We start from the raw sequence: 14,975 nt of genomic DNA on the forward strand, positions 1-14,975 counted from the left end.
TTACGCGCGCCAGCCCATCTCCGCTGTGGCGACACCTGCACCCGACTCGCCGCCGGGTCGGGTAGAGGAGTAGTGACCGCAGACCGCCACGTACGTCACGCCGCGGACGCACGTGGCCGTCCCCGCGCCCACCCGGGCCGAGGCGATGCGCCTGGCACGGACCCAGGCGTTAGCGGACCTGGACGGCACCCTCGACGCGTCCGTCTCCCCAACGGTCGTACTCGTTGAGGATGCCGTCCAGCTGTGATCCGGGTCGTATTCATGCCTGCTGCCGGCACCGGGGCCATCACCCGGTCGGTGGCCATGCCGAAAGGGCTCAGTCTCCCGTGGGCCGCCACAGTGCGGCGGCCTTGACCGAGGATCGTCCGGCGATCGCGCCGATGATGAGGCTGACCGCGGCGCACACCGTGACGCCTGCGCCGATGCTCGCCCAGGTGACGGTTCCTTCTTTCACAGTGGCGACGAAGAACACCGAATGTACCGACGTGACCAGTCCGGCGATCGCGGTGCACACCAGCAGGGGGACCGTCAGGTGCCAGAAGGTGACCTTCCCGAACACTTCTCGGTTGCCGGTGATCACCGCGAGCGGTGCCAGGCTGGTACGTGTACGGGCGAACTCGCCGCCCGCGCTGACCGCCCCGGCGGTCAGCAGAAAGAGGAGTCCGGCCAAGCCGAACAGGTTGATCCAGTCGTTGTTGCGTTCACGGTTGTAAGCACCGATCAGCAGGCTTCCGCCGAGCTCCTCCACCGTGGCGGTCGGGACTACCCGGAAAACGGCTTGTTTCACCTGTGTGAGGTGGCCTAGCTCACGGGTGACGGCGAGGAGCGAACTGCGGTCCAGTCCCGCGTGCAGATGAGAAAGGTCGGCCTCCTGTGCCGTCACGTTCGGGCTGTACCACGCAGCGATCTCGTCCACCATCCGGAGATCCCCTGCGCTCGTGACCGCCTGCCGAACGGGGGTGGGGGTACTGGTGCAGCGCAGGTTGAGCGCGGTCAGCGCCGGGCACGAGCCTTGCAGCAGCATCGTGTGGTCTTCCGGCTGGTCCGTCGCCAGGATCACGTGGGTGCCTGGGGGGAAGGCGGCATCCAGGCGGCCGAGAAGCCCGGTGGTGAGATGGGAGCCGTTGACGGCGATGACGGTGTCGCCGATGCGGCCCTGCGTCGCCTCCGCCCTGCGCACTGATTCACCGTGGCGGGAGTTCCACACCTGCATCTGCGCCATCAACCCCAACGCGATGATCATGGCGGTGGTGAGACGGACGATGACGCCGGGCCGGGTCTGGGTCCATCTGCCCCCGATCAACTGACCGGCGTTCCCCGAAGTACGCCCACGGCGGGCGAATCGCCGCCCCAGTGCGGCGGCCGCCTGCGCGGCCACGGACGGCAGGAACACCCACAGACAGATGGTGCCGGTCACGAACGCGGCCACGGCGACGATTCCGGTGAGATACTGGGCGAAGGCGATGATCAGGACGCCGCCCACGAATCCGGCCTGCCGCCAGACCGGGATCCTCGTGTCGAAGACCACTGGCCGGGTCCCCGTTTTCGACTTGCTCTGCTTGCGCGCCACCCGGTGCAGGAGGACAGCCAGAAGAAGAAGTGACGCCAGTGATGCCGCCAACGCCCCGGCGGCGGTCGGAAGGTGCGTGCGCAGGTCGTGGGCGGCGACAACGTACCGAGTGAACGGCAGACGGACGTCGTGCGTCATGCCCACGGCCCAGATCAGGCCGGCGAGCAGGGTCCCGGATGCTGTCGGCACCACGGCCTCCGCCATGTTGAGCACAGCTCGGTGCCGCCAGGTGCCGCCCAAGGCGTGGATGAGGTGAGAACGGCGATCCCGGCCGTGCGAGCCGACCCGAACCGCGATCACGGCCAGAGCAAGGGCAGGAACGAGGGTGAGGGCGGCGAACGCCAGGACCATCTGGGTCTCGGAGCCGTCGGCGCCGGCGAGGATGAACGGAGTGCCCGCCGTACCGAAAGAGGAAATGTAGAACCAGGGGTACTCGGCCTTGTCGGGCACCGATTTCGGTTGTGCGTAGGCCAGACGCTCGGAAGGTGAGGCCAGGCCCTGCGGGCTGATGCCCCCTGCCAGGCGCCCGTACCGTGCGGTCACCGTGCCGCCGGCGTGGGCGAGCTCCGGTGACATCATCACCTCGCCCGGCTTCGGCCACCGCGACAGTCCCGGCGGCGGCGGAGCGTCAGGGCGGAGCGGGCGTACGAGATACACGTTGTGCGGCACCGTGCCGGTGGAGTCGATGTCCTCGGCCCACATGGCGACCGCCTTCGACCTGTCCTGCGTGAACACCGGGGAGCGGGCCTGTGCGCGTTCCGTTCTGCCGTCGTAGGCGGCATGAATGGCTGCCAGACCGAGGAAGGCGGCGGCCAGTACGGAGGCTGCGGCCAACAGGGCCCACCACCGGAATCCCCCTGCCTCTGTTCTCCTGCCTGCGGTCCTCCCGATGCTGGCGAGTTGCCGCCATGCCCCTCTACGCACGAGTGGTCGCCTCCCTCAACACGCCGTCCTCCAGGTGCAGGACCTGATCCGCGTGGCCCGCGACGCTGAAGTCATGGGTGACGACGAGGAGGGCGCACCCGTGTTCCCGTGCTGACGCGTACAGCAAGCTCGCCACCGTCTCCCGTGCCTGTGAGTCCAGCGCGCCGGTCGGCTCGTCGGCGAGCAGGACACGGGGTCGGGTGATCAGAGCACGGGCGACCGCGGTTCGCTGTCGTTCACCGCCGGAGAGCATCGCCGTGGGTGTTTCACCGGCGGGGACACCGAGTTCACCGAGAAGCTCCTCGGCCCTGCGGTATGCCTCGCGGTGGCGGCCTCCGTCGAGCAGGACGGGCAGGGCAACGTTCTCGATCGGAGTCAACTCGGGGAGGAGTTCACCGAACTGGAATACCACACCGACCAATTCGCGTCGCGCTGTGGCCAACTTGGCTCCGGACAGACCGGTCAGGGGGCGCCCTGCGACGGTCACGCTGCCCGAGTCAGGCGCGATCAGTCCGGTGAGGCAGTTGAGAAGGGTCGACTTTCCGGATCCGCTGGGGCCGGTGACCGCAGCCGACTCACCGGCCGCGATGGTGAAGCTCACGCCGTTGAGGAGCTGCCGGCTACCGATCCGGTAGTGCAGGTCCTGCACCAGCAAGCCGTCGTTCAAGGAAATGTCCTTTCGCACGAGGACAGCCGGGCCTCCGTCCCGTTCGGAACGGAGGCCCGGCCGGTACCCGCTTGTTCAGCGATCCGTCTGATCAGGCGGTCTTCCAGCCCGAACAGTCGTCGGGCGCCCAGTCGTTGTCGTCGCAGGCCTGGAACCGTATGACCTTCGACCCGTCACCGGAGTAGACGGTGGTGCCGTATCCGCTGTGGTTCCACAGCGTCCGCTTCGTGGTCGGGCTGTTGTAGCGGTAGTACTCGGCCTTCGCGTCGTCGCCGTCGTCGCTGTTGTCCTTGATGGCGATACGACCGGAATCCCCGGCAGCCGGGGTCCATGCGTGGGCGCCGCCGCCGTAGGCGTCGACCGCGAACGCGGTCCCGGTCGGAACAGCAAGTGTGGCGGCGAGCAGCACGCCGGCCGCGAACTTGACCTTGGTCATCAGAGTTTCACTCCCCCGTTGGTTGACAATTGATCCGTCTGTGACGGACGAGTAACCCTAGGCTTACGACAGGCAGGTCAGGCAAAGCATAATCAGCTCGCTCGATCGATTGCACCAGCGAATCCACACGGGCGACATGCCGGTTCCCGCTTTTTATCCTGGGGCGCAAGAGTGCGATATTTCTGCGCATGAAAGTAAATAGCAAACCTGCCTACAGGAAGAGGTTGACTCGAACTCTGCGCTCGGTTGCTTGTTTTGATCGCGAATGAGCCGGCGCGCAGCAGCACCTGCCCCCGGGCCCCGGGGGGTGCATGACCGGCACTGGTGATCGGCCGTGAGTTCACCCCAGGCAGGAGTGAAGGGAGCGGCCGCAGGTGAGGCACGAAGCCGGCTCTGCCCGTATGCCTACCCGGTTGCGGGTGCTGGCAAGTGCCTTCGTTCCCCAGGCCGCAGCCCACCGCGTCCCACACCAGAACTCGCACCCGCAGCCCGACGGGGGGCGGTACCCCCGCACAGGTCACGGCACACAGTGCACGGGGACCCGCTGGACCAGGTTGTTCACGAAGCCGCCGCGGTTCCACGGCTGATCGAGCGGCTGGGTGTGGCCTTCGGCGTCGGTGGCCCGGGCGCTCAGGACATGAGGGCCGGGGGTGGCCGTCCAGGTGAATCGCCATCCGCGCCAGGCCCACCGGTGATCGTCCGGCGGGTCGAGCCGGGCCGCGTGCCAGGAATGCTCCTCGTCCGTGCTGACCTCGACACCGGTCACGGGGGCGCGGCCCGACCAGGCTCGTCCGGTCAGGGTGACGGCGCTCGGCCGGACCACTCGCGCCCGCGACATGAAGTCGGGGAAGCCCGGCGGACTCAGCAGAGCGCGCGGGGCGATGCGGGTGACCGGCTCCCCCTCGTCGGCGGCCTCCTGCCTCAGGCGGTACGCCACCGACTGCTGGAATCCCCGGAACGGCACGCCGGCCACCGTGATGTCCCGGAGCCACTTCACATGCGCCATGCCGTACCAGCCCGGAACCACGAGCCGCACGGGATGTCCGTGCTGCGGTGGCAGCGGGGCCCCGTTCATCGCGTAGGCCACCAGGACCTCGGGCTCCGCGCCCGACGCCACGTCCAGCGGAAGAGCGCGCTGGTAGTCCTGCTCGACCCCGCGTTCCACGCCGTGATCGGCTCCGGTGAACACCACGTCCACCGCGTCGGGCTCGACGCCGGCCTCGGCAAGCAGGAGACGCAGTGGCACCCCCGTCCACTCGGCCGTCCCGACCGCCTCCACCAGCCACGGCTGGCTCACCGGCCGGGGCGTCAGCAGGGCCCGTCCGTTGCCCGCGCACTCCATGGTCACCCGCTGCTCGACCGCGGGATACGTCTTCAGCTCGTCGACTCCCAAACGCAGGGGACGCCGGACCCGCCCGCCGAGGACAAGCCGCCAGGACTCCTCATCCGCGTACGGGATGTCGTAGTGGGTCAGCACGTAGTGCAGGCCCGGAGGCGTGACCTCGTACCGCAGGGCCTCCAGTGGCAGGCCGTGGTTCCGCGCGGCGAGTGCCAGTTCCTGGGCACTGATGCCTTCGTCCGGACCGGCCAGCCGGGCGGGTGCGCTTATGTCGTCGAGGCGTTGCCCCATGGTGCCCATTGTCCGCCCGTTCGGGGCCTGAGCGCCAGACGTGAATCGTCGTCCCCGCCGGGGACGGCAGCATCGTCGAGTGGGACACGTCCTTCGAGGCGCCGCCCTCGGCCGGGATCCCTCCGCTGGAGTGTCTCGCCCGGTGGCCGTGGCCGAAGGCGGTCACAGCTCCGAAGAACGATGGCGTCGGGATCGTCGCCCTGCCGCCGCGGCTGACCCGGACGGTGGCGTCTGCCGGCTTCACCGAACTGGAGGAGCTCGCAGGGTGTCGGATCACGCGGCTCAGGGCCGCCGACGGCGACGACATGACCGACGACGACCTCTTGACTGTCCTGCAGGACGTCGCACGGCTCGCGACCTCGGCGGTGAGGACGGGCGGCGGTCTCTACAGCTGGAGTTGCTGACACCCCCGGCGGCCCTGACCTCTGAGCGTGGCTTCACGACGATGCCGAAGCGCCTGCCTCGGCGCTGCGATCGACGAGCAGCTGCCGGCCGGCGAAGGCGGTCGCGTCGCCGGCAGCAGCGATCTCCGACGCCGGCCACCATGACGACGACACACTCTGAGGGTCCGTAGGTGTGGACTTCGACAGTCGGACGGCGACTGCCCGCCGGTGACGGCCGGCCGGTGACTGCGCAAGGAGATGCAGAGCCCTCCTTGCGCCGCGTCAGAAGCTCGTGCGGGAGCCGTCGGTGGCAGACACCGCGGGGCCTACCTGCGCGTCCCGCAGGAGGGACAGAATGCGGCACTCTGCGGCACGGGATTGCGGCACGAACCGCACGGATCTGCCTGCGCCAGGTGATGCCCGCAGCCCGGACAGTAGGCGGCCCCCCGGGTCTCGGTGGAGCACTGTGGGCACACCAACTGGCGGGCGGTGTTCACGTCGAAGCTCTGGCCGCTCTGCTGCCCGACCGCGTAGGAACGTTCGGACACCGCGTCGTTGAGGCCCTGCTGCCGGGCGGTGAGTGCCTCTGCCGCCGTGTCCGGCAGGCACTGCAGGCACATTCCCTGCCCTGTGTTCCAGCAACGGTCGCAGACGTAGTCCGTGCACCGGGGGCAGCGGTTGAAGTGCGACTGGGCGCCCTCGATCGCGCGGCGGAACGCCTCGTCCTTGGACGGGCCCCAGCCGGCCTCGGCGAATCCGTCCGCCGCTCGGGAGGCGTTGTAGGCGTTGCCGCCGAGGAACCCGGAGGTCAACCCGGACACCTTCTGGGCCCAGCCCGCCATGCGGCCGCGGTTGTACGGTTCGAAGGGCGAGCGCCAGGTGTCACGGCAGCGGGAGCAGTAGAAGTCGAACTGGAAGCCGGCGCCCGACCCGTACTGCTCACACTGATCCTGGTAGTTGCTGCTGAAGTAGATCTCTCCGCCGCTCATGCCGTCCCCCATATGTCAGCTGTGTTCACTGTGTTGCGTCCCGTTCCTCATGGCGCTCGTCCCGGCCTCGCACCGCCTCGTGGCGGGCGATGACGTCGATCAGCTCGCCGACGGTGTCGAGTCCCTCCGGCGACAGACCGACCGCGCGCAGGGCCACTCGCTGCACTCCCACATCCCGCAAGGCTCCGAGGACTTCGAGCTCCCGGCCGATGGCCGCGGCTTCCTCTCCGTCGAAGAAGTACGCGGGCGGCACCTGGAAGAAGCCGGCGAGGGCTTCGAGATGACGCTTGGTCGGGTTGTCGCGGCGCCCCGTGCGCAGCTGCCACAGATAGGTGGCGGAGAAGCTCTCCCCGGTCGACTCGCGGCACGCGCGGGCCACTTCCTCGTTGCTGTGGGGCGTGCGGTCGGGACGGCGGACGACGTGGAAGAGCCGTTCGATCTTGTCGGCGAGCGACTGCGTTCCGTCGTTGTCCGTCTCAGGCATGTCCCGACCTTGGCTTGAGCCAGCATGAATGTGCGATGCAGCGAGATTCACCCTAGTTCATATGCCGCTGATTCGGCCAGGACTGAGAACCCGTCAGCTCACCGGACGCCCACCGTCTTCCTGCGGGTCGCCACCTCGGCGCCGTTCGCCGGGGACTCCACCACTCCCCGTCCGCTCGGCCCGCGCCCGTGCCCTGCACTCCCCCACGACCGGCGACGACGCGAAGGCCCGGCTCACTCTCGACAGCCAAGCGGCCTCGTCGTCCAGGGATCCGCCCACCCCCGGGGAGACCTCGGCCTGTGTCGCCCTTCCGTCGCGGGAAGGCGAGCCGTGGCCGCCCTTCGCCGACTCCGCGGCCCTGTCCAGGGCCACCGCCAGCACGGCCGCATCGCGCACCGCTGCGTCTTCCGTCTGCTCCGCGACCCAGGCCGGGACGCCGGGATGGACGTGGGGCCGCATCGCCAGGCACCCGTCGCGGATCTCGATCACCCTGCGGTACAGAGCGAACTGCGCCCGGCTCGCCGGCCCCATGCCGGTCCGGGGACTACCGAGCAGCACGCCGGGACGGGTCAGGCAGATCTCCGGCGCCGCCTCGCACAGCGCGGACCAGAGAGGCCGCAGCGCACGGTGAGTGCGCCGGGTCCGCAGCCACTGCGCCGGTCCGGCGGCCGGAGCCCACCAGGCGGTGGTGGTCGCACCGAGCGCACCCAGGACCAGGCAGGCACTGCTGAGCATGATCGAGACCGAATCCTCATCGATGTCCTGGCGCCCCGTCAGCAGCACCCCGGCGACATCCTCGACGCTCCACAGGGCCCACAGCACCCCCACAGCGGCACTCATGACGATCAGCCGCAGCCCTGCACGGACGGCCCCCGCGCCGATGCGACCGCTGTGGTGGGCGATCAGCCTGATGAATACCGCCAGCCCCCACAGCAGGTACACCGTGTAGACGAGGTCGGAGGCGGCGAGAGCGGCCCGCTCCGGCCAACCGTGCACCGTCAGGAGTTCATCGGAGCAGCGGGGCCGGGCGAGCATGAAGAGTCCGGCGCACAGGACGAAGAAGAGGAGTGACACGGCTCGCCCGGGGGCACCGACGCCTCGCCCGCGACCGGCCTCGTGACGAAGGTGGCCGGCGGTCCGCCGTCCCAGGGCCCGGTGACCCAGCGAGAGGGCCGCGGCCGTCAGGGCGAACACGGCGGCGATCCTGAGTCCCCGGCTCAGTGAGCACTGTGCATCGTGAAGTTGCTGGTCACGGGTCTGGTGTGCGCGACGCTTGTGGTGCTCATGCTGGTCGTGGGCGGATGACTTCGGCGAAGATCGTCGGTCACCGGGAGACTTTGCGGTTCGTGAGGACGAGCAGGGCCCTCACCAGCGCGGTCGCCCACTTCGGGTCGGTTCGCACCCTGCCGAGGACCCGCCAGTTCTTCAGGTGGGCGAAGCCGTGCTCGACCGGTGCCCGTACTGCGGCAAGGGCCTTGTTGGACAGCTTCTGCCCTCGCGTGAGCGGCCGATTCCGGGCGGTCTTGTAGCCGGTGATCACCGCCGGGTCGGCGTCGGGACCGCTGTCGTCGAGTCCGGCGAATCCCAGGTCGGCGATCGCGCCGAGCCCGGCCGCCCGTAGTTTCGCGGTGAGCTGGTCGTGGCGGCAAGCGGTGATCTCCGAGGTCCGCCCGGGCCTGGCCGCCGAGACCCAGAGCAGTCGGCCCCGGTCGTCGGTGAGTCCGATCACGAGCAGGTCATGGCATTTATGCTTGCCTGAGTATTTCTTCCGGTTTTCCTTGCCGGTGCGCCGCCGAGTGCGGATGAGGGTGCCGTCCAGCAGGACGATCCCGCCACCCGTTCGGGCGATCTTCTTCAGCGCGCGGTCCAGGCGCGGGGCACGGGCGGCCAGCAGGCTGACGACCTCCCTGACCCATCGGGTGACGGTGGTGCGGTGTATGCCGTTGCCGCCGGCCAGGTCGCCCGGGCCATGCGGGGATGTTCCGCTGGTGGGAACCTGTCCCCGAGTGGTGGACACCTCTGGTCCCGGCCCCGCCAGGGGTCGGGTAGGAGGCATCTTCTATCGTGATGAAGGTCTACTCGCCCGAGTTCAAGGCGGGCGCTGTCGCGCTGTACCTGTCGGACCCGAGCCACACCTGCGAGGGCATCGGCAAGGATCTGGGGATCAGCCGCGAGACGCCGCGTAACTGGGTGCGGGCCGAACGGGCCCGCCTCGGCGGGAACAGCACGACGAGCGGTGATGTGGCTGGCCGAGCGGCGCGGGAGCGGGCGGCGGACGCCAAGGTGACCAGCAGAGTGGCCGGCATGGCAGCCGAGGCGGACGGCACTGACGACCTGGATACCCTGCGCTACGGTGCGATGCCGAATGTGTTCACGGGTATCCGCGCCCGTCCACGTTGGGCAACTCCGCGCGAAACCGGCTCAGGATCAGTCAGGAGATCACCGCGGTTCACAGGCGTCCGCAGCAGACTGCGCGACAATGGACTAGGTGAGCTGTACCGAGATTTGTGGAGTCCCTGATGCCAGGGTTACCGTCCTGGCGAAGGAGAACCACCAGCACCATGGCAGCACCCCGTAAATACCCCGACGAGCTCCGCGAGCGCGCGATCCGTGAGGTCCGCGCCACCGGCCGGCCGATCGCCCACGTCGCGAAGGACCTGGGCATCCACAAGGAGGCCCTGCGCGGCTGGGTCCGCCAGGCCGAGGCCGACCGCGGCGAACGCGACGACCGGCTGACCACCGTCGAGCAGGACGAGCTCAAACAACTCCGCAAAGAAGTAGCAGAGTTGAGGCGGGCGAACGAGATCCTCAAAGCCGCCAGCGTGTTTTTTGCCCAGGAGATCGACCGTCCCCGGACGAGGCCGAGCAGGTGATAGACCACCTGCGTGACAGAGGTCTCGGGGTCGATCCCGTCTGCCGGGTGCTTCAGCTGTCGCCGTCGACGTACTTCGCCCGCAAGAAGCGGCCGACGTCGGCCCGCCGGCTCCGCGACGAACAGCTGATGCCGCTGATCGAACAGGTCCACGCGGAGTCGGGGGGCACCTATGGCGCCCGCCGGATCACCCGCGCGCTTCGGCGCAAGGGCCACGAGGTGGCCCGCTGCACCGTCGAGCGACTGATGGCCGAGCTGGGTCTGGAGGGCGTCATACGTGGCCGGCGGCGCCGCACCACCATCCCGGAGCCGTCGGCGCCCCGGCCGCCGGACCTGGTCGACCGCGACTTCACCGCCTTGCGGCCCGACCAGCTGTGGGTGGCGGACATGACCTATGTGAGGACTTGGTCCGGCTGGGCATACGTGGCATTCGTCCTGGACGTCTACTCACGGATGATCGTCGGCTGGCAGGTCGCGAACCATATGCGGACCGAACTCCCCCTGGACGCCCTGGAGATGGCGTTGTGGAGACGGAGGATCAAGAAGGACTCCGGCCTCATTCATCACAGCGATCGCGGGTCGCGATACGTGTCAATTCGGTATACCGACCGACTGTCCGACATCGGCGCTTCAGCGTCGGTCGGCTCGGTCGCGGACTCGTATGACAACGCGATGGCCGAGGCCCTGAACGGCACCTTCAAGGCCGAGCTCATCGAGATGCAGGGCCCCTGGAAGGACGTCGACCAAGTCGAGCGGGCCATCTTCCAGTGGATCACCTGGTACAACGAAGAACGCCTCCGCTCAGCACTCGACTACGTACCGCCCGCCGAGTACGAGCAAGCCTTCTGGGGGAGCCAGGAGCACATCCCGCAGTCCGCCTGAACCACCAAGATCGGACTCTACGAAACTCGGGGCAGCTCACATGACACCGTCGTCACCCGCTGGTCCATCGATCACCCCGTCCACGACCTGTTTCCCGGTTTGCCGCGGCAGAAGTGGAAACGCCGCTCCTGCGGTGAAGGGGCCCACGGCCAGCGGATCTATGACTGGGCCCGCGTCGAGGTCCGGCCCTGGCACCGCGAGGACCGCCGGCACTGGGTGATCGCCCGCCGCAGTGTCAGCCGGCCCGAGGAAGTCTCCTACTACATCGCCTACTGCCCCGCCGACACCACGTTGGATGAACTGATCCGCATCGCCGGCAGCCGCTGGGCCGTTGAGGAATGCTTCCAGAGCGCGAAGCAGGAATGTGGCCTGGACGACTACCAGGTCCGCCGCTACCCCGGCTGGCACCGCCACATGACCCTGGCCATGGCCGCCCACGCCTGCCTGACCGTCCTGAGAGCCCGACAGCTGGATGAGGAAAGAGCAGAAGCGGATCCTCCCAGCTCATCCACCTCAGCCTTGCCGAAATCAGGCGCCTGATCACCCGCCTCACCGACCGCCGACCCACCCCGGTCAGCCACATCTTGCACTGGTCGACATGGCGCCGCAGACGGCAGTATCAGGCGCGGCTGAGTCACTACAAACGACGCGGACAAAGCCCATGAAAATCTGCCCAGCACTCAGAACAAGCACCGTTGCAGTACTAGGGCGCGCTGACCTCGCCCTCGCCCAGGCCGCGCAGCAGATGCGCTCGATCGTCGGGGAGCTGCACCCGGCTGTCCTCAGGGAGCTGGGCCTGGTCCAGGCGGTGCAGGCACTCGTCGGCAGTGCCAGGGGCCGGGGTAAGTTCGATGTCCTCGCAGAATACGAGCCCGTGCCGCGGTTCCGCCTGGAGAACCTCGCTTTCGACGCGGCCCGAGAGCTCCTCGGGAACATCGTGAAACATGCCGAAGCCCGCCATGTGCTGATTCGGCTGCACGCGGCCGACGGCAGAGTCAGAATGCTGCTGGAGGACGACGGCGTGGGGCTTCCTCCCGGTGCCACGACCGACAGCGTGCGCCGCGGGCACATCGGCCTCGCCTCGCTGCGCGCCCGGATCGAGAGTGCGGGAGGGCGCCTGCTGCTGGAACCCCACATCCCCAGCGGTACGTCCGCTCTGGTGGAGCTCCCCCTGGTGCCGGCTACGGACTGACCTGTGGCCCTTCCCCCGGTCGACGAGGGCGCGAAGGGACGTCCGTACCTACGCCGACGGTGCGAAACCGGCCTCAGTGTAGCGTCGCACCGCCGGTCGAGAGCGTACCGCCCCGGCCCGACCGCCGGGGCTTCGCTCCGGCACTCTTTCGTCGGTCAGTGGTCGGCCGTCCCCAGATGCCACACGCCGGCCTGGTACGGCCGCCTGCCGCCCACGTGCTTTGCGGCGCGTCCCGCACCGCAAGGCCCCGGTCGGGCTGGCGGTTCCCCCGACAGGGGGAACCGCCTTCCACCGGTCGATCCGCCGATCGGTGGTGCCGGGAGGCCCGGCCCAAGAGCCACAGTGGAGTTGTCGCCGCCTGAGAAGCACAACGGAGGGCGTCGGCGCCGGTCCGAGGACTTGGGGACACGTCACAGCGTTCGGACTGGCCACCTTGGGCAACCCGCCCACATGAGTGAACCGGAGGCTCCACCCACCGGCATCCGCAGCAACAGCGTTGCGGGGGCTGAACCGGACCGGCCTCGCGGGCCATTCCTCAGGGAAGGAACACCGTCATGAACCTCTTCACCAAGACCGCCGTCGTCGCCGCTACCGGCGGAGCACTCGTTTTCGGAGGTGCCTCGATCGCCGGCGCACAGGACAACGGCGACACCAGGATCCGGACGGCCGTAGCCAAGAGCAATGGCACCGACAGCGGGGTGCGAGTCGCCTCCGCCGATGAGGCCAAGCCGTGGATCGCATTGGCCCAGGAGCCGGGCTCGGAAGTCGTGACGGTCGCGGCCGGTGACGACAAGCCGATCGCCCCGAGCCTGACCTTGAAGGCCTGAGCTTACCCGCCGGCGACGAGTTCGAGTTCGTGGTCGAGCTGCCGCCATGCGGCCCGGGGGGTGTGTCCAGTCAACGGCTGATCTTGGTTGTTGAGGTTCAGAGGCTGGTGGTGGGGGTGAGGCGTCCTTCGAAGGCGATCTGGAAGGCGTTAAGGGGTGCCTTCCAGCGCATCGTCCAGCGCCGGCGGCCCTTGCCTGTCGGGTCCAGGCTCATCAGAGCCATGTAGACGCACTTCAACGCGGCGGCCTCGTTCGGGAAGTGCCCGCGGGCCCGGACCGCCTTGCGGATGCGGGCGTTCACGCTCTCGATCGCGTTCGTGCTGCAGATGACCTTGCGGATCTCGACGTCGAAGGAGAGGAAGGGCACCATCTCGGCCCAGGCGTCGGACCACAACTTGATCACAGCCGGATACTTGGAGCCCCACTTCTCGGAGAACTCCAGGAACCTCTCGGTCGCGGCGGCCTCACTCGGCGCGGTGTAGACGGGCTTGAGATCCTTGGCGACCTTGTCCCAGTCCTGGCGGGCGCAGTAGCGGATGCTGTTGCGAATCAAGTGAACGATGCATGTCTGGACGACAGTTCGGGGCCAGACTGTCTCGACGGCGTCGGGCAGGCCCTTCAGTCCGTCGCAGACGAGCATGAGGACGTCCTCAATGCCGCGATTCTTCAGCTCGGTGAAGACCTGGAGCCAGTGCTTGGCGCCCTCGCCGCCGTCACCGGCCCAGATGCCGAGGATGTCGCGGGTGCCTTCGACGGTGACGGCCATCGCGACGTAGATGGGCCGGTTGGCGACCTTGCCATCGCGAATCTTCACGTTGATCGCATCCACGAAGACGACCGGATAGACGCGATCGAGCGGTCGAGCCTGCCATTCCGCCATGCCTTCCATCACCGCGTCGGTGATCGTGGAGATGGTCTGCTTGGACACCTCCGCGCCGTATACCTCGGCCAGATGAGCCGATATCTCCCCGTGTGTGAGGCCCTTCGCGGACAGCGACAGCACCATTTCGTCCACGCCGGTCAGCCGGCGCTGCCGCTTCTTCACGAGCTGCGGCTCGAAGGTGCCGGCGGTGTCCCGGGGCACCTTCACCTCGACCGGGCCCACGTCGGTCAGCACGGTCTTCGAACGGGTGCCGTTCCGGGAGTTGCCGCTGTTCCGGCCTGCTGCGTCGTGCTTGTCATAGCCGACGTGATCGGTGATCTCGCCCTCCAGGGCGGACTCCAGCACCCGCTTGGTCAACTGCTGCAGCAGCCCTCCCTCACCGGTCAGCTGCAGCCCGTCGGAACGGGCCCGGTCGACCAACATCGAGATCAACTGCTCGTCCGACACCGCCTCCGCGGCCGACTCTACGACCGGCTCCTTCACCGTCTCGCGCTCGCTGATGGTCTCGCTCATTTCAGGCGTCTCCTTGATCATCGGATCCGCCGTCTATTGGACACTCCCTTTGCGTGACCTGCGAAAACGTTAACTACCCGGCCTTGGGCCTTGACCCCGAGAAGTGGACACCGGTTCGTGGTGCTATGCGCCGAGTGTCATCGTATCCGACTGCAGTTCGTACTCCCGCTCCCGGGCGACGGGGCTGAGTTGGCCGTTGGCCGAGTACCGGCGCCGGGTGTTGTAGCGGGTCAGCCAGCGGAAGACCTGCCGGCGGCATGCGGCGGCCCCCGGGAAGCGGCGGGCGCCCTTGAGGATCTCCCGCTTCAGCGAGGCGTGGAAGCTCTCGCAGGCGGCGTTGTCCGCGGAGGCCCCGACCGCGCCCATGGACTGGGTGACGCCCAACTGCCCCCACAGCGCGGCGAATTCGCGGCTGGTGTACTGGCCCGCTTGAGGATGTCGACGTCCTCGCGCAGGCGGCGGTTCTCCCGCCGCAGTGCGGCCGGCTCCTCGCGTTCGCTGCTGGTCAGCCCGTTGCGCTCGCCCGCGTCGACCTCGGCCTGCTTAACCCAGTCTCGCACCGCGGTCTCGGTCAGGTCGAAGTCCTTGGCTATCTGACCGACCGAGCGGTCACCGCGCCGGCGCAGCTCGACGATCTCGGCCTTGAACTCCGACGTGAACGAACGGCGAGGGCGAGGCTTCTTCTTCCCCATGCTCTCCATGATGGACATCCTCCCGGGGACG

At 68.4% G+C, this 14,975-nt stretch carries 15 protein-coding genes and 2 pseudogenes; 5 read left to right on the top strand and 12 right to left on the bottom strand.

What is annotated here, in order from left to right; genetic code table 11:
- Positions 1-316: 316 nt before the first annotated feature.
- The 8 genes from ACGFS9_RS22820 to ACGFS9_RS22855 all read right to left on the bottom strand — a co-directional run bounded on the left by ACGFS9_RS22820 (position 317) and on the right by ACGFS9_RS22855 (position 9,100).
- Positions 317-2,404: a permease gene (locus tag ACGFS9_RS22820; RefSeq protein ID WP_393255644.1), complete on the bottom strand. Its 2,088-nt coding sequence runs from the start codon at positions 2,402-2,404 to the stop codon at positions 317-319.
- Between the two features lie 82 nt (positions 2,405-2,486).
- Positions 2,487-3,161 (bottom strand): ABC transporter ATP-binding protein, encoded by a 675-nt coding sequence (locus ACGFS9_RS22825; protein WP_393255645.1) that lies wholly within the window; start codon positions 3,159-3,161, stop codon positions 2,487-2,489.
- Between the two features lie 91 nt (positions 3,162-3,252).
- Positions 3,253-3,597 carry a hypothetical protein gene (locus ACGFS9_RS22830; RefSeq protein ID WP_393255646.1) on the bottom strand — a complete coding sequence of 115 codons (345 nt, stop codon included), beginning with the start codon at positions 3,595-3,597 and terminating at the stop codon, positions 3,253-3,255.
- 517 nt (positions 3,598-4,114) lie between these two features.
- Positions 4,115-5,227, bottom strand: coding sequence for a sulfite oxidase (locus tag ACGFS9_RS22835; RefSeq protein WP_393255647.1), 1,113 nt, complete (start codon positions 5,225-5,227; stop codon positions 4,115-4,117).
- A gap of 709 nt (positions 5,228-5,936) precedes the next feature.
- The gene (locus tag ACGFS9_RS22840; RefSeq protein ID WP_393255648.1) at positions 5,937-6,599 is read right to left on the bottom strand and encodes a zinc ribbon domain-containing protein; all 663 of its coding nucleotides are present in this window, start codon (positions 6,597-6,599) and stop codon (positions 5,937-5,939) included.
- Positions 6,600-6,624: 25 nt separating this feature from the next.
- Complete coding sequence (locus ACGFS9_RS22845; RefSeq protein ID WP_393255649.1) at positions 6,625-7,083, bottom strand: XRE family transcriptional regulator; 459 nt, start codon at positions 7,081-7,083, stop codon at positions 6,625-6,627.
- A gap of 93 nt (positions 7,084-7,176) precedes the next feature.
- Positions 7,177-8,277 carry an MAB_1171c family putative transporter gene (locus ACGFS9_RS22850; RefSeq protein WP_393255650.1) on the bottom strand — a complete coding sequence of 367 codons (1,101 nt, stop codon included), beginning with the start codon at positions 8,275-8,277 and terminating at the stop codon, positions 7,177-7,179.
- Between the two features lie 130 nt (positions 8,278-8,407).
- A complete protein-coding gene (locus tag ACGFS9_RS22855) occupies positions 8,408-9,100 on the bottom strand; it encodes a transposase family protein (RefSeq protein WP_393255651.1) in 693 nt (230 codons plus the stop codon).
- A 44-nt stretch (positions 9,101-9,144) separates the two neighbouring features.
- Between ACGFS9_RS22855 and ACGFS9_RS22860 the strand changes: the two are divergent.
- From ACGFS9_RS22860 to ACGFS9_RS22870, 3 genes and pseudogenes are all read left to right on the top strand, one after another.
- A pseudogene (locus ACGFS9_RS22860) lies at positions 9,145-9,375 on the top strand (transposase); the annotation flags it as partial.
- Between the two features lie 269 nt (positions 9,376-9,644).
- Positions 9,645-10,837, top strand: a protein-coding gene (locus ACGFS9_RS22865) for an IS3 family transposase (protein WP_393255653.1) whose coding sequence is annotated in 2 segments (ribosomal slippage) — positions 9,645-9,909 and positions 9,909-10,837 — 1,194 coding nt in all. Because the reading frame shifts where the segments join, the coding sequence is not laid out codon by codon here.
- Between the two features lie 39 nt (positions 10,838-10,876).
- Positions 10,877-11,377, top strand: a pseudogene (locus ACGFS9_RS22870) (IS701 family transposase); the annotation flags it as partial.
- A 163-nt stretch (positions 11,378-11,540) separates the two neighbouring features.
- Here the strand turns inward: ACGFS9_RS22870 and ACGFS9_RS22875 are convergent.
- The gene (locus tag ACGFS9_RS22875) at positions 11,541-11,783 is read right to left on the bottom strand and encodes a hypothetical protein (RefSeq protein ID WP_393255655.1); all 243 of its coding nucleotides are present in this window, start codon (positions 11,781-11,783) and stop codon (positions 11,541-11,543) included.
- Here ACGFS9_RS22875 and ACGFS9_RS22880 point away from each other — a divergent pair.
- Both ACGFS9_RS22880 and ACGFS9_RS22885 read left to right on the top strand, forming a co-directional pair.
- A complete protein-coding gene (locus tag ACGFS9_RS22880) occupies positions 11,775-12,029 on the top strand; it encodes an ATP-binding protein (RefSeq protein WP_393255657.1) in 255 nt (84 codons plus the stop codon). The genes ACGFS9_RS22875 and ACGFS9_RS22880 overlap by 9 nt on opposite strands.
- A 554-nt stretch (positions 12,030-12,583) precedes the next feature.
- Complete coding sequence (locus ACGFS9_RS22885; protein WP_360429656.1) at positions 12,584-12,856, top strand: hypothetical protein; 273 nt, start codon at positions 12,584-12,586, stop codon at positions 12,854-12,856.
- 97 nt (positions 12,857-12,953) lie between these two features.
- Here the strand turns inward: ACGFS9_RS22885 and ACGFS9_RS22890 are convergent, their stop codons facing one another.
- From ACGFS9_RS22890 to ACGFS9_RS22900, 3 genes are all read right to left on the bottom strand, one after another.
- Positions 12,954-14,162 carry an IS256 family transposase gene (locus ACGFS9_RS22890; RefSeq protein WP_393255788.1) on the bottom strand — a complete coding sequence of 403 codons (1,209 nt, stop codon included), beginning with the start codon at positions 14,160-14,162 and terminating at the stop codon, positions 12,954-12,956.
- 213 nt (positions 14,163-14,375) lie between these two features.
- Positions 14,376-14,636, bottom strand: coding sequence for an integrase core domain-containing protein (locus ACGFS9_RS22895; protein ID WP_393255658.1), 261 nt, complete (start codon positions 14,634-14,636; stop codon positions 14,376-14,378).
- The gene (locus ACGFS9_RS22900; protein WP_393255789.1) at positions 14,558-14,887 is read right to left on the bottom strand and encodes a transposase; all 330 of its coding nucleotides are present in this window, start codon (positions 14,885-14,887) and stop codon (positions 14,558-14,560) included. The genes ACGFS9_RS22895 and ACGFS9_RS22900 overlap by 79 nt, the downstream gene beginning before the upstream one ends.
- Positions 14,888-14,975 lie beyond the last annotated feature (88 nt).

The organism is Streptomyces sp. NPDC048566, assembly GCF_043199735.1.
In the GTDB taxonomy this organism is placed as follows: Bacteria; Actinomycetota; Actinomycetes; order Streptomycetales; family Streptomycetaceae; genus Streptomyces.

Bases quoted from the DNA above. Each gene is read 5' to 3' on its own strand.
- ACGFS9_RS22835 (WP_393255647.1), bottom strand. From the start codon at position 5,227: ATGGGGCAACGCCTCGACGACATAAGCGCACCCGCCCGGCTGGCCGGT.
- ACGFS9_RS22890 (WP_393255788.1), bottom strand. From the start codon at position 14,162: ATGTTGGTCGACCGGGCCCGTTCCGACGGGCTGCAGCTGACCGGTGAG.
- ACGFS9_RS22830 (WP_393255646.1), bottom strand. From the start codon at position 3,597: ATGACCAAGGTCAAGTTCGCGGCCGGCGTGCTGCTCGCCGCCACACTT.
- ACGFS9_RS22840 (WP_393255648.1), bottom strand. From the start codon at position 6,599: ATGAGCGGCGGAGAGATCTACTTCAGCAGCAACTACCAGGATCAGTGT.
- ACGFS9_RS22875 (WP_393255655.1), bottom strand. From the start codon at position 11,783: ATGTTTCACGATGTTCCCGAGGAGCTCTCGGGCCGCGTCGAAAGCGAG.
- ACGFS9_RS22845 (WP_393255649.1), bottom strand. From the start codon at position 7,083: ATGCCTGAGACGGACAACGACGGAACGCAGTCGCTCGCCGACAAGATC.
- ACGFS9_RS22885 (WP_360429656.1), top strand. From the start codon at position 12,584: ATGAACCTCTTCACCAAGACCGCCGTCGTCGCCGCTACCGGCGGAGCA.